This is a genomic window from Nitrosospira sp. Nsp1, from assembly GCF_900100985.1.
Taxonomy (GTDB): Bacteria; Pseudomonadota; Gammaproteobacteria; order Burkholderiales; family Nitrosomonadaceae; genus Nitrosospira.
This window is the reverse complement of record NZ_FMUF01000007.1, coordinates 138,704-160,334: the sequence shown is the minus strand read 5'-3', so window position 1 is coordinate 160,334 and position 21,631 is coordinate 138,704. Positions and strand designations below refer to the sequence as shown.

The 21,631-nt window shown below is 52.7% G+C and carries 17 protein-coding genes and 1 tRNA gene; 4 read left to right on the top strand and 14 right to left on the bottom strand.

Translation table 11 applies throughout. The features are described 5' to 3' along the window. Positions 1-164 precede the first annotated feature (164 nt). Genes BLP78_RS06665 through BLP78_RS06655 form a run of 3 tightly spaced genes read right to left on the bottom strand, consistent with a single transcriptional unit; the run spans position 165 to position 4,300 of the window. Positions 165-1,397 (bottom strand): multifunctional CCA addition/repair protein, encoded by a 1,233-nt coding sequence (locus BLP78_RS06665; RefSeq protein ID WP_090457781.1) that lies wholly within the window; start codon positions 1,395-1,397, stop codon positions 165-167. A 24-nt stretch (positions 1,398-1,421) separates the two neighbouring features. After that, positions 1,422-2,354: a complex I NDUFA9 subunit family protein gene (locus tag BLP78_RS06660; RefSeq protein WP_090457779.1), complete on the bottom strand. Its 933-nt coding sequence runs from the start codon at positions 2,352-2,354 to the stop codon at positions 1,422-1,424. Beyond that, entirely contained in the window at positions 2,351-4,300 is a 1,950-nt protein-coding gene (locus BLP78_RS06655) for a lytic transglycosylase domain-containing protein (protein WP_090457777.1), read from the bottom strand. The genes BLP78_RS06660 and BLP78_RS06655 overlap by 4 nt, the downstream gene beginning before the upstream one ends. Positions 4,301-4,415: 115 nt before the next feature. On the opposite strand from BLP78_RS06655, the gene BLP78_RS06650 reads away from it, so the two are divergent. Further along, positions 4,416-5,780: an NAD-dependent succinate-semialdehyde dehydrogenase gene (locus BLP78_RS06650; RefSeq protein WP_090457775.1), complete on the top strand. Its 1,365-nt coding sequence runs from the start codon at positions 4,416-4,418 to the stop codon at positions 5,778-5,780. Between the two features lie 48 nt (positions 5,781-5,828). Here BLP78_RS06650 and gdhA read toward each other — a convergent pair whose 3' ends face one another. Both gdhA and BLP78_RS15955 read right to left on the bottom strand, forming a co-directional pair. Continuing rightward, entirely contained in the window at positions 5,829-7,172 is a 1,344-nt protein-coding gene (gene gdhA, locus BLP78_RS06645; RefSeq protein ID WP_090457799.1) for an NADP-specific glutamate dehydrogenase, read from the bottom strand. 358 nt (positions 7,173-7,530) lie between these two features. Then, positions 7,531-7,665 carry a hypothetical protein gene (locus BLP78_RS15955; protein WP_256330133.1) on the bottom strand — a complete coding sequence of 45 codons (135 nt, stop codon included), beginning with the start codon at positions 7,663-7,665 and terminating at the stop codon, positions 7,531-7,533. A 39-nt stretch (positions 7,666-7,704) separates the two neighbouring features. On the opposite strand from BLP78_RS15955, the gene BLP78_RS06640 reads away from it, so the two are divergent. Then, entirely contained in the window at positions 7,705-8,892 is a 1,188-nt protein-coding gene (locus BLP78_RS06640) for a murein transglycosylase A (RefSeq protein WP_090457773.1), read from the top strand. 34 nt (positions 8,893-8,926) lie between these two features. Here the strand turns inward: BLP78_RS06640 and BLP78_RS06635 are convergent, their stop codons facing one another. Both BLP78_RS06635 and BLP78_RS06630 read right to left on the bottom strand, forming a co-directional pair. Continuing rightward, a complete protein-coding gene (locus tag BLP78_RS06635; RefSeq protein WP_090457771.1) occupies positions 8,927-9,640 on the bottom strand; it encodes a DsbC family protein in 714 nt (237 codons plus the stop codon). A gap of 82 nt (positions 9,641-9,722) precedes the next feature. Beyond that, positions 9,723-10,892 carry a UbiH/UbiF family hydroxylase gene (locus tag BLP78_RS06630; RefSeq protein WP_090457769.1) on the bottom strand — a complete coding sequence of 390 codons (1,170 nt, stop codon included), beginning with the start codon at positions 10,890-10,892 and terminating at the stop codon, positions 9,723-9,725. A gap of 208 nt (positions 10,893-11,100) precedes the next feature. On the opposite strand from BLP78_RS06630, the gene BLP78_RS06625 reads away from it, so the two are divergent. Then, positions 11,101-11,176 (top strand) — tRNA-Met (locus BLP78_RS06625). Between the two features lie 549 nt (positions 11,177-11,725). On the opposite strand, the gene BLP78_RS06620 is transcribed toward BLP78_RS06625, so the two are convergent. Further along, positions 11,726-13,048 (bottom strand): MgtC/SapB family protein, encoded by a 1,323-nt coding sequence (locus BLP78_RS06620; RefSeq protein ID WP_090457767.1) that lies wholly within the window; start codon positions 13,046-13,048, stop codon positions 11,726-11,728. Between the two features lie 436 nt (positions 13,049-13,484). Here BLP78_RS06620 and BLP78_RS06615 point away from each other — a divergent pair, with 436 nt between their 5' ends. Then, complete coding sequence (locus BLP78_RS06615; protein WP_090457765.1) at positions 13,485-13,814, top strand: BON domain-containing protein; 330 nt, start codon at positions 13,485-13,487, stop codon at positions 13,812-13,814. Between the two features lie 495 nt (positions 13,815-14,309). On the opposite strand, the gene BLP78_RS06610 is transcribed toward BLP78_RS06615, so the two are convergent. The 6 genes from BLP78_RS06610 to BLP78_RS06585 form a co-directional block, all read right to left on the bottom strand. Next, positions 14,310-15,305: a PstS family phosphate ABC transporter substrate-binding protein gene (locus tag BLP78_RS06610; protein ID WP_090457763.1), complete on the bottom strand. Its 996-nt coding sequence runs from the start codon at positions 15,303-15,305 to the stop codon at positions 14,310-14,312. Between the two features lie 438 nt (positions 15,306-15,743). Further along, positions 15,744-16,949, bottom strand: coding sequence for an MFS transporter (locus BLP78_RS06605; RefSeq protein ID WP_090457761.1), 1,206 nt, complete (start codon positions 16,947-16,949; stop codon positions 15,744-15,746). A gap of 545 nt (positions 16,950-17,494) precedes the next feature. Beyond that, a complete protein-coding gene (locus tag BLP78_RS06600; protein WP_090457759.1) occupies positions 17,495-18,607 on the bottom strand; it encodes a sulfate ABC transporter substrate-binding protein in 1,113 nt (370 codons plus the stop codon). A gap of 34 nt (positions 18,608-18,641) precedes the next feature. Continuing rightward, entirely contained in the window at positions 18,642-18,884 is a 243-nt protein-coding gene (locus tag BLP78_RS06595; RefSeq protein ID WP_090457757.1) for a hypothetical protein, read from the bottom strand. Between the two features lie 655 nt (positions 18,885-19,539). Continuing rightward, a complete protein-coding gene (locus BLP78_RS06590; RefSeq protein ID WP_090457755.1) occupies positions 19,540-19,743 on the bottom strand; it encodes a hypothetical protein in 204 nt (67 codons plus the stop codon). Positions 19,744-19,855: 112 nt separating this feature from the next. Beyond that, positions 19,856-21,355: an OprO/OprP family phosphate-selective porin gene (locus BLP78_RS06585; RefSeq protein ID WP_090457753.1), complete on the bottom strand. Its 1,500-nt coding sequence runs from the start codon at positions 21,353-21,355 to the stop codon at positions 19,856-19,858. Positions 21,356-21,631 lie beyond the last annotated feature (276 nt).

The following is a 21,631-nucleotide window of genomic DNA, read 5'->3' as shown; positions in this document are numbered from 1 at the left end:
GTTTACCCACAATCAGCCGTTCGATAATCGACGGTTCTATGCGCTTCACGCATGAGGCAGAAAAATCGAAAATTATTGTTGACGGGAACAGAGTAAATTATTGTTGACGGGAACAGAGTATCTACCGCAAAATGTATAGAGCATACAGCCGGTTGTCGCGGTGATTAAGCCAGCCGGTTTTTGATCTCGGCAATGCGGGCTTCGCTCACCCTGGTATTGATCGCGCCCGGCAGGCGAGTGGGATCGGAAATGGTTTTGGTCAACTCAGCGGCAATTGTGCCCGCATCCACGCTCCTGGCCGCTTCGAACGCGTCATGTAACCGCTCGGCCTGGGGGTAAGGCTTGTCCGCATAGCCGGGCCGGCCGTGAAAATCGCAGGCGCATGCCTGCAAAAATTCTTCGAAGCGTTCCGGTTTGCGGTATGCATCCACGCCTTGCAACATATTGGCGATGGTGACGGGCCGCAGCTCTGCGGCGCGATGTACGTCGCCATGGTAGCGCGCGACCAGTAAAGCGAGGTCGCGCGCTTCGTTAGGCACCCTGATGCGCTCGCATAAATCTTTCACCAGCTTGACGCTCCGCGCTTCGTGACCGATATGGCGCGGCCATTCCTCCGGTGGAGTCGTGCCTTTGCCAAGATCATGCGTCAGCGAGGCGAACCGTACCGGCAGGGAATAATTCCTGGAAGCTGCATGGTCGATAACCATCATCACATGCACGCCGGTATCAATTTCAGGGTGATGCTGCGCCGGTTGGGGTACCCCGAACAATGCGTCCACTTCAGGCATGATGCGGGCGAGCGCGCTACACTCGCGAAGCGCATAGAACATGCGCGAAGGCCGTTGTTCCATCAAGCCACGCGCAAATTCCTGCCAGACCCGTTCCGGTACCAGCGCATCCACTTCACCGTTGTGCACCATCTCGCTCATCAGTGCGAGGGTCTCGGGTGCGATTCGAAAACCGAAGCGGGCGGCAAAACGGGCGGTTCGCAGCACGCGAACCGGATCTTCAGTGAATGCCGGGCTTATGTGACGCAGTAGCCCGGCTTCCAGGTCGGACAAGCCGCCAAACGGGTCGATGATATTGCCGTCCTGATCCTTGGCCAGGGAATTGATGGTGAGATCGCGCCGCGCCAGGTCTTCCTGCAAGGTAACTTCAGGCGAGGCATAAACTTCGAAGCCCTTGTACCCGCGTGACACCTTACGCTCGGTACGTGCCAGCGCATATTGCTCCTGGCTCCGGGGATGAAGGAAAACAGGAAAATCTTTTCCTACCGGACGGTAGCCGAGCCGGATCATCTCGTCCGGCGACGATCCTACAACTACATGGTCATGGTCGGTCACCGGCAAGCCCAGGATCTCATCGCGAACGGAGCCGCCGACCAGATAAGTCTTCATCAAGAACGACTCTCGAAGGGTAGATTATCGCCCTGCGCGAAAATCATCGTACCGTTCCCGCGGCACATCGCCCGCCAGATATATAGGCGCCACTTCTTCCAGGGCAGTGGGCGGAATACCCCAGGCTTCCGTAAAGTTGCCAGGGTCGTCACAATTGCAGACGCTGTCCACTTTCATTGAATAATAATTGTCGCGGGTCACGAGTTTTCCGGGTAGAAACTCCATTATCATCGCCTGCAGATAAGAAAGGCTATCGTTGAGGCCGATGATGGCCGGGTCATGCCCGGTAACGTGGGCGGCATATTCCACCAACTGCCGCAGGTTGTAACATTGTGGGCCGCACAGATCGTAGCGCTGACCAAAAGTGTGGGGTGCCGTCAAGCTGGCGGCGAATGCATGCGCTACATCCTTGACGAATACCGGTTGAAATTTTGCATTGGGCGACCCCAGGGGCAACACCGGTAGCCGCGCCAGCCTGGCAAACAGGCTAAGCGATGAATCTCCGGGGCCGAAAATAACGGACGGCCTGAAACTGGTCGTAACCAGGCCGGACGTCATCACGATTTTTTCGCCTTCGGCCTTGGAGCGCAAATACGCGCTGGGCTGACCCGGATCGGCATTCAGCGCACTCATGTGCAGTAAGCGCGTTATTCCATTGCGCTCGCATGCGGCCGCGATTTTACGCGGGAGCGCCACGTGCACAGTGTTGAAGTCCCCATGCAGAATACCCACCAGGTTGATGACCGCATCCATGCCTGTCAGTAGCTGGTCAAGTTCCGCATCATCGTGAATATTCGCTTCTACCAGGCGTACGGTTGGTAAAACCAGCAGGCCCCTGGCGCGCTTGTAGCTGCGCGTAGGGATACGCATATAGATTTCTTGCGTGGTCAGGAGATTTGCGAGATGCCGGCCGACAAATCCGCTGCCGCCAAAAATGCAGACATTTTTAATGTTCATTGTTTACTTTTCGCTTCTGAAAATTGCTCGCTGTCCTCTCGGGACATCACAACTCCAAGCCGATGCTTCAGTGCCGTCGTTGGATGCCCGAAGGTGTTGGCGTAATACATTGCGTTGCTCATGACTTTTTTTACATAGTCGCGGGTTTCATTGAAAGGGATGGTTTCGGCGTAAATTGCGCCTTCCATCGGCTTGTCGCCGCGCCATTGCTGCGCTCGGCCGGGGCCGGCGTTATAGGCGGCAGACGCCAGCAGTGGCTGGTTATCGGTAAGTGTCAAAACATGCTTGAGATAATACGTACCCAGGGTCAGATTGGTATCTATCTCGGACACGCGTGCGGGGGAAAATTTCCGGACGCCCATTTTTTTCGATACCCATTTCGCAGTAGCCGGCATCAATTGCATCAAGCCCGTCGCACCGGCACTGGATCTGGCATCGCTGATGAACCGGCTTTCCTGGCGGATGAGGCCGTATACCCAGGCCTCGTCGAGTTCCTGTTGCTTCACGAGGTTACGCAACGCATCGCGGTGAGGAGCGAGAAAACGCAGTGTGAAATCATGCTGCCGTACCGTTTTATCCGCCGTATTGATGGCCCGGTCATAGATTCCATTACGCCGCGCAACTTCAGCGGTGGCAAGCAGGCGCCCGTCGTCGAAATCGCGTATTGCCCAGACCCATTCGCGTGTGGCCTCCGTTCGCAGATTCAGGCGATACAAGGCAAGCGCCCGTTTTATTCCAGGCAGCCGCTCGATGGCGGCAATTTCCTTTGACGTGGGTTTATAGGGTTCGGTCGCGACGCCGATCGCTACGCCCAGTTCCTCTTCCGCCAGCTGACCATAAAAATTGTGCTCGGTGCTCAAGGGAGCGAAAATAACATTCGCTTCCGTTATCTTGCCTCCGGCTTTCAGCGCCCGCGCTTTCCAGTAACGCCATACTCCTGTCTCCTGTTCGGAAGCAGACATGGCTTCGATCGCATCCAGCACCAGACCCCAATCACCGGCGCGCAGGGCAGCGCGCGTTTTCCACCCGAGTTGCGCATCCGATAACGCAACCGGCGTGTCGGTGCCGGCGGCTTCCGCAAACCAGTCAATGGCGCGCGGATTCAGCTTTCGCGCCGCCTGATCCGCCAGTTGCACCATGAAATACGCATGATCCGCATTGCTGAATCGCGCGCGCATTCTCGGCCAATAGGCATAGGCCTGATCGGGATTGTTACGGACCAAACGCAGTATTGCAAAAAGAGCGATTTCACGCTCGGCGCGAGTGTTGATCTCATGCCGATGTTTTTCCAGAAAGCGCAATGGGCTCCCTGCGGCGGAGTCCAGCTGGCGCGTATTGAGCGCCTCATTTTCCGGTAGATATTCATTGATGCGTTTCGCTACCCCTACATTTCCTGCTTCGAGCGCGAGACGCAGGCGCGTCCATACATCTTCCACCGTCAATTTCCCGGCAACATCCAGCGCATCGAACAACGCCGTGCAGCTTTCCGGCATGTCCCGTGCGTTAAACCATAACGGGCGCGCCTCGGTGAATGCACTGGCATCGTTTACGGCGATGCGGTGTTGAAGCGAATAGCAGGTAAGTTCAGTATCCTTGTTGATGAGATCCGGATATCCCTCCGCAAATAACTCCCATTGCTGCGCCTTGCCGAGGCTTTTTAGCCATTCACCCTGTAGCCTGTCGCTCAATGGACTATCCTTGTAGCGATCGAGAAAACCTTTGACCGCCGGCATGCTCACGTCGATATTCTCAAGCTGCGGGTATAGCTGATAGTAGATTGCGTAGGGTTCCAGTACATGCCCTCTCAGGCGTTGCGCATAGGCCGCCACTCGGCTGGCGTCGCCATTTTGAAACGCTTGCCGCATGGTCATGAAATCGTCATCCTGGCTCGCGGCCACGGTTCCGGCAGACATAGCGAAAAATAACATTGCAAAAAAGATTTTCATAACCTGCTATAAAATAATTAATCGAGCTGAAAAATTGGGTGAAATACCGGCTTACGCCATACGCATTTGTCTCCCGTTCGGATAGGGCTCTTCTCTGCCCGAAGAATAGCACATCATGCCATATATCAGCCTGAACCCCACCACCAATGAAACGCTAAAAACCTATACCAGTTGGGATAGCAATCATCTCGCGGCGGTTTTGGAAAAAACCTGGAACGCGCAGCGAACCTGGGCGCAAATGACGCTCCCCGACCGGGCCGAACGCATGCACAACGCTGTCAAGTTGCTGCACGAACGAATTGACGAATACGCCGCGCTAATGGCCGTTGAAATGGGAAAGCCAGTGCGCGAGGGCAATGCGGAGGTAAAAAAATGCGCGCTTGTCTGTGATTACTATGCAGTGCACGCCGAGCATTTTTTGCAGGCGGAAATGGTTCAGACCAACGCGGGCAAGAGTTATGTTTCCTACGAGCCGATAGGCGTCGTACTAGGTGTGATGCCATGGAATTTTCCATTTTTCCAGGTGATTCGTTTTGCCGCTCCCACGTTAATGGCAGGCAACGCCTGTGTTCTGAAGCATGCCTCAAACGTCCCCCAATGCGCATTGGCGCTAGAGCAATTGTTCCGCGATGCGGGATTTCCCCCGCATCTATTTGCGACACTCATGATCGAGTCTGCCGACGTGGCCGGGGTTATTGCCAGCCATCACGTCCATGCGGTGACACTCACGGGTTCAGAGTCCGCTGGGCGTGAAGTGGCTTCCCATGCCGGCCGGCACTTGAAAAAATGCGTCCTGGAACTGGGCGGATCGGATGCATTCATCGTGCTGAAAGATGCCGATCTCGAACTTGCTGCCACCTTCGCGGTGAAATCGCGGTTTCAGAACTGTGGGCAGTCATGCATCGCTGCAAAGCGCATCATTCCGGTAGCGGACGTTGCCGATGAGTTTGTATCTCTCTTTATAAAAAAAACAAAAGATTTGAAAATAGGTGATCCCATGAATGAAACAACCCAGATCGGTCCGATGGCACGGTTTGATCTACGGAAAGATTTACATCGGCAGGTCGTCGATTCGATCGGACAAGGCGCAGAAGCGATTATCGGCTGTGAACCCATGCGAGGAGAGGGTGCGTTCTACCCACCGTCGATATTGGATCGGGTAACGGCAAAAACCCGGGCATATCATGAAGAGCTATTCGGTCCTGTGGCCGCCGTGATACGGGCAGCAAATGAAGAAGAGGCCATTCGCATTGCCAACGATACCCGCTTCGGCCTGGGTTCAAGCATCTGGAGCCGCGACACGGAAAAAGCGGAACGGCTTGCAAGGCAAATCCAGGCTGGCTGCAGTTTCATTAATGGCATGGTCAGATCCGACCCGCGCCTGCCTTTCGGGGGCACCAAGGCTTCCGGGTTTGGCAGGGAATTATCGTATCACGGCATCCGTGAATTCGTTAACATAAAGACTGTTTGGATCAGATAAGCCAGATGAGGCGGAAGATGTTGACAGGAGGTGACATCACCGCAGTGATCAGATCACGCCCTGACCAATCATCGCATCCGCTACTTTTACGAAGCCCGCCACATTGGCGCCGTTGACATAACTGACGGTGCCGTCCTTGCGTTGACCGTATTGCAGACAGGATCGATGGATAGCCTGCATGATCTCGAGCAACCTGGCATCCACCTCTTCCCGGGGCCATGAGAGACGCATGGCATTCTGGCTCATTTCAAGACCGGAGGTGGCCACGCCTCCCGCATTACTCGCCTTACCCGGTGCAAAAAGAACACCGCTGCGTTCGAAGTGCTTCACCGCCTCCGCCGTGGAAGGCATATTGGCGCCCTCAGCGACACATATTACGCCGTTGTTGATCAGGTTTGCCGCATCCTCATTACTTAGCTCGTTCTGGGTGGCGCATGGCAAGGCGACATCGACCGGAATATGCCAGGGACGCATGCCGGGAATAAAATTGGCTTTCGCGCATTCCGCATAGTTGCTGATCCGCGCATAGCGCAAGTTTTTGCACTCCTTCAGCTCAGCCAGCTTTTCAGGGGTGAAGCCCTCTTCATCCACCACAGTCCCGCTGGAGTCGGACATGGTTATTACCTTGGCGCCGAGCGCCATCGCTTTTTCCACGGCATATTGCGCAACATTCCCGGAACCCGAGACGGAAACCCGCATCCCTTCCAGCGCACGGCCAGATTGCTTGAGCATTTCCTCGGCGAAATATACGGTACCGTAACCGGTGGCTTCCGGACGAATCAGCGATCCGCCAAAACTCAGCCCCTTGCCGGTAAAAACGCAGTCCGCACGGTTGGAGAGCTTTTTCATCATGCCCGCCATGAAACCAACCTCTCGCCCGCCGACGCCGATATCGCCAGCCGGCACATCGATATCAGAACCGATATGGCGGAACAGTTCGCTCATATAAGCCTGACAGAAACGCATTATCTCTCCCGGGCTCCGGCCCTTGGGATCGAAGTCCGCACCCCCTTTGCCGCCTCCCATGGGCAGTGTAGTGAGCGCGTTTTTGAGAGTTTGCTCGAACGCGAGGAATTTAAGGATGGAAAGATTCACCGAGGGATGAAAACGAGTGCCGCCCTTGTAAGGCCCAATGGAGGAACTGTGCTGGATCCGGTAGCCACGGTTGACATTCACCTCGCCTTTATCGTCTACCCAGGCTACCCGGAAAATGATTACCCGCTCCGCTTCTATCAGACGATCGAGAATGCCGTGCTCGCCATAGCGAGGGTTTTCCGTGATAAAGGGCCAGAGACTCTCGATGACTTCTGCAACCGCTTGCAGATATTCGGGTTGGCCCGGGTTCCGCTCGGATATGTAAGCGCAGAACTCCTGAAAACTTTGGTATCTCATTTTGCTCCCCAGCATAACAAAACCATACTCATAAGGTGAGTATTCTGCCAAATAACTGGCGGACCCGCATTATATTTATATTTAACCCGGATGTTTCATAAATTGACGCGCGCCCTCGCTGGTCTTTTGTTTCGTATGAAAATTTCGTTCAGTCGGGCGTATGAATAACTACGCCACTCTTCACGAAATCTCCCTACAAAACAAGATCCTGCGCAATCATCACGCGAATTTACGAAACATCCGGGTTAGGAATGATTGCAGAGACTGTTACGGAATTTTTTGATTTTCCATCGCCAATCTCTGCCGGATAGCGCGGATGCGCCTATCCAGGCAACCGCCTGTCACCGCTTGCAGCGTCTTATTCGTTTTTTCCGTCATTTTGGTCGTCCTCGTCATCTTTCTTGCGCGGCTTGGCTGTCCACCAGACGACAAGAATAAATAACGATAGAGCGACACCCGCTTCCAGCAGTAATATCCACATAGGATCAAGCATGATGTATATTTATCATACGCAACTCTAACCCATAATCTGATGAAAGACCAATCGGCCTTGCTTGCCGTTGCCGCGTTACTCTTGCTCAACGCATGTACCATCGTTTCCACGACGCCGACTCCACCGGTCGCTATCGAAACGCCGGCTGCACCGACCTCGTTGGTACCCATGCTCAAGCCAACCGACTGGAACGCCCTGACGGGCTGGGCGGAGGACGATATTCTGCCCGCATGGGATGCCTTCCTCCGAAGCTGCGCTGTTCTGAAAAATCAGCCGCTGTGGGGCGAAACCTGCATTCAGGCTGCCGCCATGCGTGGACAGAATAGCGCAATACTGCGAAAGTTCTTCGAAAGCCGTTTTGTGCCACATCAGGTGCTGAATTCCGACGGTAGCGACGATGGCCTCATCACCGGCTACTATGAACCGCTGTTAAAAGGTAGCCGCAAGCAATCGAAGCGTTACCGCTATCCGCTATACAGCACGCCGGATGAGCTTCTGGTGGTCGACTTGAGCGAGGTCTATCCGGAACTCAAGAATATGCGGCTGAGAGGGCGGCTGCAAGGCCGCAAAATCATACCGTATTATAGCCGGTCTGACATTGCGAGTAATCCCGCGCCGCTACAGGGAAGGGAACTGCTGTGGGTGGATGATGAGATCGACCTGTTTTTCCTGCAGATACAGGGTTCAGGCCGGGTGCAACTCGAGAATGGTGAAGTCGTGCGCGTAGGCTATTCCGAACAAAACGGGCATCCCTATAAATCTATCGGGAAATTGCTGGTGGAGCGCGGCGAATTGCCCCTGGAAAAAGCTTCGATGCAAGGAATCAGGGCTTGGGGCCAGAGAAATCCCCATAAGTTGGGCGAATTGTTACGGCAGAACTCGAGTTTTGTTTTCTTCCGCGAGGTGCCAACCGCCATGCCGGGACCGCTGGGCTCGCTCGGTGTACCGTTGACCGCAGGCAGAAGCCTGGCTGTCGACCCTCGCGCCGTGCCTCAGGGCGCACCGGTTTTTCTCGCCACGACCTGGCCTAATACGGATAAGCAGCTTTATCGGCTCATGGTGGCGCAGGACACAGGCGGGGCCATCAAGGGCAATGTCCGCGCCGATTTCTTCTGGGGTTTTGGAATCGAGGCAGCGGAACAGGCTGGCAAGATGAAACAGGCAGGCAAGATGTGGGTTTTAATGCCCGCCGGCTATGTGCCGGAAGCTCAGATCAGAAGGAATTGAGCTTGTTCGGGCCGGCGCTACAATCCCGTGCTTGTCATTTTGCGGATGATGCACCCAGTTTCTTTTCTATGGCTTCAGCAGCCATCAAACCTGGCGCGATCGAGCCATCCGCAAAAATCAGCGTCGGGGTACCGCTTATGCCGTTCTTCTGGCCTGCCTGAAGAAGCTTGTCAATCGGCGTCTCGCAGTCTTTTCCGGTTGGCGCAATGCCTTTAAGCATGAAATCCTCCCAAGCCTTGAGCCGGTCGGGTGAACACCATATTGAAGTAGCGGTAGGGACCGAGCCGTTAAGCACCGGGTAAAGCAACGTATAGACAGTCACATCGTTAACGTTGGCTAGTTCTTTTTCCAGACGCTTGCAGTAGGGGCAATTGGGATCGGAAAAAACCACGAGCTTGCGCTTTCCATTCCCCTTGACTGCTTTAATTGCAAACTCCAATGGGAGAGAGTCAACACTTATTCGCCGTGCATCCTTGATCTGCTGCAAGCGATCGCTGGTCAAGCTTTGCTTTGTTTGCGGATCAACGACATGGCCAAAAAAAAGGTAGGATGCTTTTTCATCGGTATAAAATAATTCTCCACCCACCACAACTTCGTATAGCCCGAGGTAGGGAGTTTTCTTCAGGCTTTCGATTTTCTCCCCCGGGAAGTTTGCCTGAATCGCTTTTTTCAAAGACGCCTCATCAGCAAAAGCCGTACCGAAAAGAAAGCACAACAGCAGCGAAGAGAAGACGAGATTTATGCGCATGGTCTGATTGCTCCGTTTATGTGGTTTTAGTGCCTGATCGTAGGCCTAACTATACGTGAACCGATCAATCCATGGCTCGGCTTCAGCTCAATGCGTGCTGCATCAACCGGTCTTTTATGAGCGGTAGGCGGTTGGTGATTCCCAGCCCTAAATTACGCAAGCGAACCAGTGTCGGGTTAGGATTGCTGAATAACTTCTGCAGCCCATCGGTAACCAGTTCCATGGCCAGAATGTCTTCCTTGCGTGCCCGCTCATAACGGCGCAGCAAACGGTAATCCCCGCAATCCGGTTGCAAGCCCCGCGACATGAGGGTAGAGGCCAGCTCATGCGCATCGCGCAAGCCCAGATTGACACCTTGCCCGGCAAGCGGGTGTATGCCGTGCGCGGCATCACCAATAAGCGCAAGACGCGACTGCACCAGTTTGTTCACGTGTACGAAATTCAGCGGAAAAGCAGCAGGCCGCGTGACGAGTTGCAGCTCGCCCAGGGTGTGGCACGAGGCTTCGGCGACCTGTTGGCACAGTTCCGCCTCAGGTAGACCCAGTAACTTGCGCGCCAACTCTTCCCTGGCCGACCACACCATGGATACCCGGTTGTCGGGCAATGGCAGCAGTGCCAATACCCCGTCTCGCCGGAACCACTGGTGAGCGATATTATTGTGACGCCGCTCGGCGTTGAAGTTGGCCACCACGCCTGTCTGCTGGTAGGAATGCCGCACCACCGTGATTTCTGCCTGCTCGCGCACCCAGGAATTCAGGCCATCCGCGCCGACGATCAGCGACCCTTGCAATACATTGCCATCGGCGAGTTGCAGATCGGCATGGGAGTCAGCCCATGTTATCGAGGTACATTGCGCGGGGCAAAAAATCTTGAGATGTTTTTTTCGGCGCTTGAGCGCTTCCCATACCGCAGCCTGAAGCTGACGGTTCTCCAGGATGAAAGCGAGTTCCGGGAATCCGATATCATAGGCGCTGAAATCGATGCGTGCGGCGCTATCATCGCCAAACACGGCCATGTTGTATACCGGGCTCATCCTGGATTTATCGAGTGTTTGCCAGACCTCCAGATTCTGCAGGAAGGCAGTGCTGCCCGGACTGATGGCATAGATCCTGCTGTCCCAACTGTCATCGACGGGTAGCGGAAGGGGTGGGCGCGACTCCACCAATGCTATTTTAAGGCCGCTGTCTTTGAGAGCAAGCGCCAGGCTTGCTCCAACCAGGCCGCCGCCGACAATAATGACGTCGAATTTCATGAAGGCATTATACAGGCGCTTTGGCTGGGGCGGGATGAGGTTGGGATATCATCGGACGCATGAATGTCATGCCGGAGTGTATTATGAAGTTCAGCTAAAGCCATCTTTTTTCTTCCTGCAAGATCATGGAGATAGCAGCGGGAAATTCTTGTTAATCTTGACAGAGTCCCCTGCTGAAGGCAAAATTCGACCTCTTCGGCTTATACGTGGCGAATTAGCTCAGTGGTTAGAGCAGCGGAATCATAATCCGTTGGTCCCCAGTTCGAATCTGGGATTCGCTACCAAAAAACATTCTTCGTAATAACATCTATGCGATGTGGAGACATTCCAAGTAATCTTAGCATAGATTCTTTTATCCGCTTCCCGGTCTATAAAGCAACAGATCGTCTGCTTTATGAACAGAATTTACCCTATGTCAAAACAGTCACCGAGGCTATGCTGGCAGACGAATGGACTGGCCATGCCAGCCGTCCAGGGCGGGTCGCTTCGCCGTCATGTCCGTGATCCGCACGCCCTGTTTGCGGCCGCGACGTGCTTGAACCCGAATCCCTAACGATATAGACCGGAAACTCGACCTGCAAGCCTTTGAGGCCATCCACGCAGGGAATGAAGATATCTCCCTTGTATCACTATGAAGTAACCAGAAATCAACAGCCAGTAAGGCGTAGCCTGGCAGAGCTGCGATTCAACCGCCGTTTACAGGCTGAATCAGCTTCACCAGATGCGGAATAAACCAGCGCTTCCGTGAGCCTGTTGACACGACCTGTTTTCGTGACATGACGAGGCGAAGCGGCTCTCGTAATCAGACTCGCGCCGCCAGGCTTCTTGCCTGCTTATCCTGCCTTTCCCTCGAGTTGCGGAATCCAATGCAACATGAAGGGATGGACGGTATCCCAGACCAGCATGCCGATAATCCCCGCGACAGCCACATATACCATTGCGGAGGCCAGCCGACCAATTAAAGCGCGGTTGTGTTTGCGTAGGACGAACGATAGACTGAACGCGATGCTCGTGAACGATGCAAGAACGGCACCGGTGCCCGCAACGGTCGGCGATATGCTGCCTTGCGAGGCCAGCGTAGCCGCAGCCGCTACCGCGCTCGCGCTGGACATCAAGCCGCCGATGATGCTGACGAAGTAGAACCCCATGTCACCGAACTGGCGCTGGGTCACTGCCCCGACGATATGAAGCAGCAGAAATACGGCACCGTATTTCAGCGCCAGCGGCAGTGAGAATGGCAGCTCAAGTTTCATTTGCGGCGCCTCCTCCCCCGATGGTCGATCACGTCTGCGATAGCTCCATAACACCAGCGCCATGCTTGTGAGCAGCATCAGCACGAATGCAGCGAGTGAACCGACAAGGGCCAGTGGCGCAAGGATTAGCAGCAAGCACGCGTTGCGCATGACCATCGCGGTGGTGGCAAGCAAAATGCCCCTGTACGCCGACTCGACGAACGCACTCGATGACGGCTGCACGCGCGAAGACAGCTCGATCACTGTGAAATTGCTGTTAACCAGACCGCCCAAAAAGCCCAAAAACACCACGCCACGGGCACCATAGAGCTTCCATAGGATGTAATTCACAAAGCCGATGCCGGCGATCAGGATCACAGTCACCCACGCGGCTCGAGGTTCAATCAGATTCCATGGGCCGACGGTACCCACTGGCAATGCCGGGTAGATTACGATTGCCAGAATAGCCAGCAGAAGCGCCGAGCGCAACTCGCTTTCCGTCAACCCCATGGAAAAGCCCGCAAGCCCTTCTTTCCAGGCGAGTAACGCAGTTGCGATCACCATCACTGCCGCCGGCAAAATTGTATGCCCCTGCCCGCACAGAATGCCTGCCATGCAGGTAACCAGCATCGCCGCCGACGTTGTCAGCTCTGTTCCCTGGGTAACCCGTAATGCCTGCACATTCAGCAACACCGTCAGCATGCCGACAAGTGCGAGGATGAGCAGCGAAAATGCAGTACCGAGCGCACCGCCGAGCGCACCGAGAAGACAGATGAAACCGAACGTGCGTAATCCTGCTTCCTTGCCGCGTCGTTCGCGTTCCATCCCAATCAGCAGCCCCAGAGACAGGCTCAGTGCTAGACGAACCAGGATCTGCAGATATGGCCAATCTGCGGTCGGCAAAGCAGGAAAGGACTCAGCCATTAATTCTTCATTTCAGGATGCAACTGTCTGGAGATTTGAGTTTAAGTGCATAGTAACTCATTTATCATATTAAACATATTTCTCTGTACTGATTTCGCCTTGTGCCAAACCTCTGGATTATCCGCCTATGCATGCAGGGAAACCGGTGCTTGCTCCATTAATGGGGGTGTCCGTCCCCTCACCCAGTCACTTTTTCGCGGCGATTCTTCAAGTCCGACAGGCTGCTGGCTACCGGCAATGATGCCTCATCTTCATTCGTTATATGAAAAGCTTTTTATCCTGATCCGTTAATTTCATGGCAAATATTTGTTCCGTATCCACTTGAAGTTATAGCACCAGATAGAGTGCTACGTCGGATGACCAACGTACGGTACCGTACAGATCGAGTGCGAGGGAAGTGACATTCTGTTCCTCCCTAATCTTGGAGGATAACGCGATGAAAACAATTAAACTTTTTGTAGGTATGTTTATGATCGGAGCACTGTTGGTGCCGGTTGCGAGCTTTTCCGCAAGTCACGACTCGGATTCAAGCGTAGGCGAATTTGTCAAGGATTCGGTAATCACCACCAAGATCAAGGCCAGGCTGGCCGCCGAGAAGGGCGTCAGCGCGATGCATATCATGATTGATACAGATAAGAATGGTGTAGTGGTAATGAGCGGCACAGCCAGAAATCAAGCTGAAATCGATAAAGCGCATTCGATTGCACATTCCGTCGATGGTGTCACGAAGGTCATAAATCACGTAAAGATCAAGAAAGAGCATTAGGCCAGATCTGCTCCCACCCCTAACGCTACCAGGAATACAAGGACCAGGTACTCCCAGGCCGATTTTTGCCATGTGGTTTCTACCAATTATCCCTGCGATCTTTTAAAGCTCCATTTTCATAAAGGATCTTACCGGCGGGCAACCCGTATTCTGGATAAACCGTGAAGGTCCTGGCGTGGGCTTTGCGCTGTGGTGTGGCCGCATTTTTACAATCTTTAGGTAAGGAATATGTTCGGTGCCGCACCTATCAAATCCCATGCGGCCAGACTTACTATTGGGGTGGAAAGCGCCGAAGATGCAGGAAGTACTTTTTGGATAGAATTGCCGGCAGCTGAGGGCTTACCTGCTCGAGGTGGAGAGCGGCCTAGCTCACCTGCTTGACCGCTCGTACTTAACCAACTACCAATTCCGGGTCTGCCCTATTTTGCCCCAGAGATTTAAGGGTTTAAATAGCAGGGGTTATTGGCAGTCTGCCACCTCATCTTTTTCGTTTTGTTACAGGCTGGCCTCACGCTTGAGCAATTCATCGATCTTGAGCCCCACTTCCGATTGGCCGTTAAATACCGTGCCAAGCTTCTTCTTGTTCAGGTGCTCCAGATTAGTGGTGTAAGCTTGAGCTGGCAGCGGAAAATATTTAACTTCCTTTACCAGGGCCGATCCTTTTTCCATATAGAACTCAACAAACTCCTTCACTCCGGATTTTTCTGCCGCCTTGATATTCACGTAAATAAAAATCGGGCGTGATAATGGCTGGTAGCTTCCATCCTCCACCGTTTTAATGGATGGGATAATGCCGCCTTTGCCTCCATCAACGGCGAGCGCTTTAACCTTTTTCTGATTTTCAAAGTAGTAAGCGAAGCCAAAAAATCCCAGCCCGTTTTTATTGCTTGCCACCCCCTGTACCAGCACGTTGTCGTCTTCGGAAGCAGTGAAATCACCCCGGCTCGATTTGGCCTTTCCGACAATTGCCTCCGTAAAGTAGTCAAAGGTGCCAGAGTCCGCTCCTGGACCGTAAAGGTTTATCGGATCATCAGGCCATGCCGGGTTTACTTGATTCCACCTGGTTATTTTCCCCTGGGCGCCGGGCTCCCAGATCTTTTTTAATTCTGCAACGGTAATATCCTTAACCCAATCATTTCTTGGATTCACCACAACCGTCAATGCATCATACGCCACCGGCATTTCAACGTATTGCACCCCGGCAGCTTTGCAATTGTCCATTTCTTTTTTAGAGATGGGGCGCGAAGCGTTGGCGATATCTATCTCGCCACGGCAAAATTTCTTGAAGCCGCCGCCAGTGCCTGAAATACCAACCGTGACTTTAACGGCACCGTTCTTGGCTATTTGAAAATCTTCCGCCACTGCTTCGGTAATGGGATAAACAGTGCTCGAACCATCGATTTTTACAATTGGCTCAGCATTCACAACGCTGACACCTCCAAGCAGCGCACCCAATACTACTACTATCTCAATACCCAGGAATTTCAGCATTTTGTTCTCCGCAAGATGGATCAGGAGCGCTTTCCAGTGACATCCCTCGGCTATTAACTCAAGCCCCGTCAGTAACCAGGTCAGCGCCCCGCATTAATTTATTGGTATCAGTATTTTTGCCTTGGTGCTTTTGGACAATTGCGAAACTAACGCAAGTCTGATATTTGATTATTCTCGTCTTCTTTAAGGAAGACGATCGGGAGAATACTGCTCAGTCATGTCGATATCATTTCAGCTTTGTGTCAGTTTTATGACGCTGCGGATTGGCTATGAACGAGAGGCGGAGTGATGGAGACCATCACGGGAGAGTTCAAGCCGGTACGACCGGAAGATGCATGGGCAATGAAACGTGATGATGGTTATGGTAACTTGATGGTTTTGCTCCTATCTCTGAACCGAAGGAAGACTTGCCCTTACTGCGATCCAAGGCCAATTTTTCTATTCTCGATCCAGCGGAACATCCAGGCGCCTAAAGGATATCAACAAGGCCAGATCATAGGCGATCTTCAAAGCTCCACAAGCAATCAAAGGTGCACTCAGCAGCCCACTGGCCAGCAAAGCGCCGGTCAGGGTTGGGCTTGCGATCGAAGCAAGGCTGCGGGATACCGCGGTGAAACTTGCAGCAGCAGTGCGCTCCGCCGGGGTGACAACAGCCATTACATAGGCAGTACGTGTCGGCACATCCATCTGCGATAATGCACTCCGTACGAGCAGCAAAACGAGTGCGACCTCGAGATTTGGGGCAATTGCAGCAAAAATGAGGCACACGTTAGCAGGGATGTGGGTGAAGATCATCGTGTTGAGCAACCCGATCCTGCGTGCGACGAACGGTGCAGCAAGCTGGGATCCGGCTGACAAGAGCCCCGCACAGAAGAAGAATGTTCCAGCCTGTCCGAGCGACAGTCCAAACCGCGCAAAGAGCCAAAGCGTCAGCAGGGAGTTTCCCAACAATCCCCCAGCAAACGCATCAATGCTGAATAACATGGCAAGCTTGAACACAATGCTGCGTGATGGCCCCAGCGGTTGTTGTAGCGGGGCAGTCTGGATCTCGATCGCTGGCAGAGTTCGATAGAGCAGCCAGACTGCCCCGCCGAGTAGACCGTACAGCACGAACATTGCGCGCAGGCCATCAATTAATGAAAAACCCGACCATGACACAAGCCACGATGGGATGCCGGCGGCTAAGGCGCCAACAGCGGCGCTCAGTGAGCCAATAAGCGAATAACGAGCGAACAGCGTGGTTCTTGCATTGCCGTTAGCCGCTTGCGCCAAGCGGGCATGCTCCAGCGGCAAAAATACGCTGACATCGGCCGAACCCGGATTAAGGGTTCCAATGAATGCGACAACAAATAGTGGCCAAAACGATGAAACGCTCGCGAAGCTAACGCCGGTAATTGCCATTAACAAGGCAGCGAACAGCAGCAACCGGCGAGTTGTCCATTTGTAGCCAATCACACCGAGCCCCAGCATCGCCAAAGCTGATCCGGCTAACGTTGCTGTATTTAAAAAGCCTACGTCCAGTTGATCAAATCCCAATGCCAGCAGATAAGCGGGCAAAAGCACAGCAACATAGCCATCGCCAAAGGCGCGTAACGCGCGGGCTGCCAGTAATGGGAAAGCAGTTTCAGCTACCTCCGCAGGCATGAGCAAACGAGTAAGTGTCCTGCGCCCTACGCCCGCTTTCACTGATTTGGTCCTCCCCCTGCAATCTGTCTATGACGTAATGCCGATTTTGTCACCCAGGATTATTCGGCGCCACCTTGTGCATCAAATGCCTTTTCCTTTTTAAGGTTTTTGCCGGTTGATGCTGATACTCAACAGCCTGGCGTGCAAAACCCTTTATTGCATGCAATAACAGGATCATCTGAATAGATGTATTCGGCTGGAGGTACACCGAAGCCTGACGTGATGTGGATCGCTTCTTGCAATGAGGTGGGCACCCGCGCTATTCGCTGGCGCTCGACCGGCTGTTTATTTGATTGTGGATAGGGGAATTCATGTTAATCAAGTCCCCAATTAGCGTGGACAGGCCTGTTGATAACTCACAAAGCTTTGTCTCGCTTCGGTTTCCTGTGCTGATCAAGATTGCGGCACGTTTCGCATATGGGAAATGACTGTTCCGATTCATTCCTCTTTGTCTAAGTCAGGAGGGGCCTGGCCCGTAACTGCGCTTGGGGTCTCTGAAACCTTTAATTTTGAAGGGCGAGTAAATTATCCATCGCGCTTATCTGTAAAGCAGTATCGATAGCGCCCTTCATGGCGACAGAATCCGAAACATCGCTGGTGATCTGGTCAAAAATACCGCCCCTGGCAAAATGTATTTTCTGGGCTTTCTGCCAACCGCCGGACACCTCGTCAACGGTAAACAGCTCAAGGTGGGGAAACCAGTCCTCATACCTGGCGGCCACGGACGGATCGCGGGGACGGTAATAGTGCCTGGCGGCGATATGCTGTGCCTGGGGTGTATATAGATATTCGATGTATGAAGCCAAACCGCGTGCGCCTTTCCCGTTCCCAGCCGCGTCCACTACGCTGATAACGGGTTCAGCCACTATTGATATAGACGGGGTAACGATTTCAAACTTATCGTTTCCGTTATTCTGAATGATCCGGTGCGCTTCATTTTCCCAGGTGAGGAGTACATCGCCTATATTGAGCAGGACAAAGGCAGTAGTTGAGCTTTCCGGCTTTTCATCCTTGTAATCCACCGCCCTGGCGTTGGCAAGCAATTGGCTGACAAACTCACGGGCGGTTTGTTCATTGCCGCCTGATTGCCTCATTGCATATCCCCAGGCCGCCAGATAATTCCATCGACCGCTTTCAGAGCGCTTTGGGTTCGGGTTAACCACTTTTATATCAGGGCGCACCAGATCGCTCCAGTCCCGCAGTTCCTTTGGGTTACCTTTCCGTACGAGAAACACGATGGTTGAAGTATAGGCTGAAGGATAAGAGCCAGTCCGAAAATCCTGCGCTAAAAGCTTGCGGGGGCCGGGTGTAACAAGTCGTTCCTTATCATCCAGCTTGTCTACATCGTAGGACAGCGCAAGGGCCGGAACATCAAGTCCGTCGACCGTAATATACACCGGCTTTCCCGATTTGCTCCGCGCCTGCTCGATCTCGATATCCAGACCCGTCCGGGCTTTCCAGTGAGAGGCAAACGCAACGTTCAAATCCTCATGTAACCGCCCCACGGCGCCGGGTGCAGGACGACCGGGAAAATTATTCAGGGTGGCGTAGGCAGCGCCCAGGCTTACCAGCGCTATAAATGTACCAACAGCAAAATGGGAAGTACTAAGAGTCATTTTTCATTTTCTCCAGTTGCTCAGCAGCTTTGCTCTAAGCAACCAATAAGGTGGGGGAGTTGCCATCAGCGTTAATGGGGGCTATCCCAACGCTGGGCCCTGTACTGTTTTTCCAGAGCACTACTGATTCAGGAAAACCGACAAGCTCTTCTTCGTGCACATAGGGGGATAAAGAACCATAGGGTCCTTGCGGATCGTAAGGCAGGTTGGAAACAACGTTATCCATGCGCTTGATATAACCCTCTTCAGTCCGTACATATACTGCGTATTCAAACATGGTTCACTCTTGTAATAAGATTCGGTTTGCGCATCTTACCGTGGGTTTGTTACAGCATCTTTAAGGGACTATCCGCAGCTTTGGGGGTTACTCACAAGAGGGGGGAGATCTGCAAGAGGACAACAAGAAGCAGAGAACAAAGGTCAAGTAATATATGACCGTTGTACAGACGTACTTGCTGTCTTTTCCCCCTGTTGCATATCTCCATAAAGCGACCGTTTTCGGAGAGCGTGAAAAATGGATCGGCTAGATCCATTTCTGGCTGAAAACATCTCCTGAAACTATCGCTTGAAATTAACTCTTCGAAAAGCTGAAGCTAAATTGAGTTCTGGAGAGAAATTGAAAATAAAAATTGGATAGGCCCGGGTAAGCACCCCGGATCAGGATCTGGCTTTGCAGAGCAAAGTTCGCCGACTGTTGTTTCGTTCTGGATTATGTAATGCTTTTGCCCTGAGGAACGACTATTAACAGCTTCGCCCGTTTCGGGCCCCGCTGTTAACTTACCCCAATTAGCGGCCTCGTCAATTCAGACTGGGGGATTGCAAAGGGGCTGGTCAAGCGATGCCGCCTTGACCAGCCCCTTTAAACACAATGGATCAAACAGCTCAAAACCAGGCAAGCGAATTTATTCAAATGTGGTTTGAGAAGTCAGAGATCAGGCGGTAATGCGCGTTTCGCGGAGTCTGCGGCGAGAAAGTTTGCGAGTTTCACTTTCATAAGCCGCAAAGATAGCGTGCACGTCCAACTCCGACCTGGATCTTCCGGTAGAGCGCAGCTTCTTGTTAATACCTCTTTCCAGCCAGCGATCGAACTCATCCAATGTATAACCGTACAGATCAATGTATCTTCGTTTCTTCATAACATTTCTTCCGTGATCAGAAAACATGCTTCAGCGTCAATCGAGCCGTCCTTCATTACAGATTTACCGCCACTGATCCGTGATTTCACGCACATCCTCAAGTGAATCGGCATTAGAAGGCTATTTGACTACGGAACATGAAAGTGTTCAGGTCATACGGCTTACCACCGCTTGCCGTCACTAGCGGCGAATCCTTGATTTCAAGGATTTTGTCATAGTTGAACATGAAGCGAACGTTGTTGTTCACGTACCAGTTCAGGGCAGCAGTAAAGTTTTTCATCTCACCTCTCCTGAAGGCGCCATCGTTCATATCTACTCCGGCGACACGTACTGCCAGTTCCCATGCACCCCATCCCCCATTGGAAAAACTGAAGTTCCGAGTTGGCTCCACTCTGTGAAACTTTCCCTCTTTGTAGTTGCGCGATTCTCCGGTGAGCGTCCATGCGGCTTCTCCGTACCAACCATTGAAGCTTAGCGAATCCAGACCATTGTTGCGGCCAATCCAGCTATGGGTATACTCGCCTCCCGCGCTGAACGGGCCATATATGCCGCTGGCCTCCAGGCCAAGCATCTTGATGTCCTCGATATTTCCTAGGGTGCCCGAATCAATCGGAAACAGGTTAGTCAGATGTGATGTTTCATGCCTGAATCTCACGCCATTAGAGGGACCGAATAGCTGGCCGCTGCCGCTCGGTTTGCGATAGTTTCCTGCTACACCTAAATGGACAACCTTTGTCTTTTCGTTAATGGGTGCAAAAGTGACACGAGAACTGGTTCCCCAGCTTTCATCCATGCTGTTGTTATTAGCGTCGATTGACTCGCCATAAAGTCCCACCTGTCCAGTCCAGTTTTTATCGCTTTTTGACACATTTAGACCAATAGCGCGATCGACGAGCGGTGCGTTAAGCACATTCATTAATGATCTTTCCATGAACATGAGATCGTTGGAGCTTTCTTGTAACTCACGGCTGAAAGGCTGCTTCTGGTGGCCCACGTTGACCTTTGCGAAGCCCCCTCTATATGAGATAAACATGTCTTTAACGCCGACGCTGTTATCAGCGAAGTCGATCTGGCTCTTGAAATCCCAATCTTTAAAGAAAGTACCCGCAAACTCCAGGCGCCCCCTGCGCAACTCTGCGCCATCATTGGCTTGAATTGGGGTGCCGTCCCTAGAGAAGAAACTATCATTACTGCTATGGGTGTAATCCGTGTGGATCCGGCCCCCGATCTTGAACTTGAAGTTCTTGTCTGCTGTTTCGAATTGCAAGCCGTTTTTATCCAGTTTGATTTGCTTTTCGCTTTCCTTGATACGTTCCTCGATGGATTCAATCTTGCCGACGAGTTGTGCCCGCTCTGCTTTTTCTTTTAATCTCGCACTTCTGTCACCGGTTACTGGCTGTTGGGTTCTCTCTGCTTCCGGTGCCGGCGTTGCATTGTTCGATGGAGAACGTTCGACTCTCTCAAAATTACCTATGGGTTGCCGGTCAGATCCGGGCTCTCCATATATCTGCTTGGTTTTGGTATCGATATAAAGGTCAATCGCAAAAGTCCCTGATGATGCGCTTGCTCCCAACACAGCTGCCGCTGCCAATATAAGTTTCGAAAATTTCAAAGCTAATGCCCCCAGTTGTGATGTTTTGGTTATGGTTATGTTTATCGCTAAAAACCGGGGCAAGAATAGGGAAAAGAGATGACTGCCTTATTAACCTTTGGTGACAGTTCTATGACAGTAACAAGGGCAGTTGAACGATGATGACTCGATCCGAGTGCGGGATGACTCTCTATCATGGCTTCCATCCCAACCATGGATGGCAGGTTGAGCTTTACCTTTGCGGCGCGAGGGGGCGGTGTTGCTTACAGAATTTTAAGAAAGGAGCTGAAGGAACAA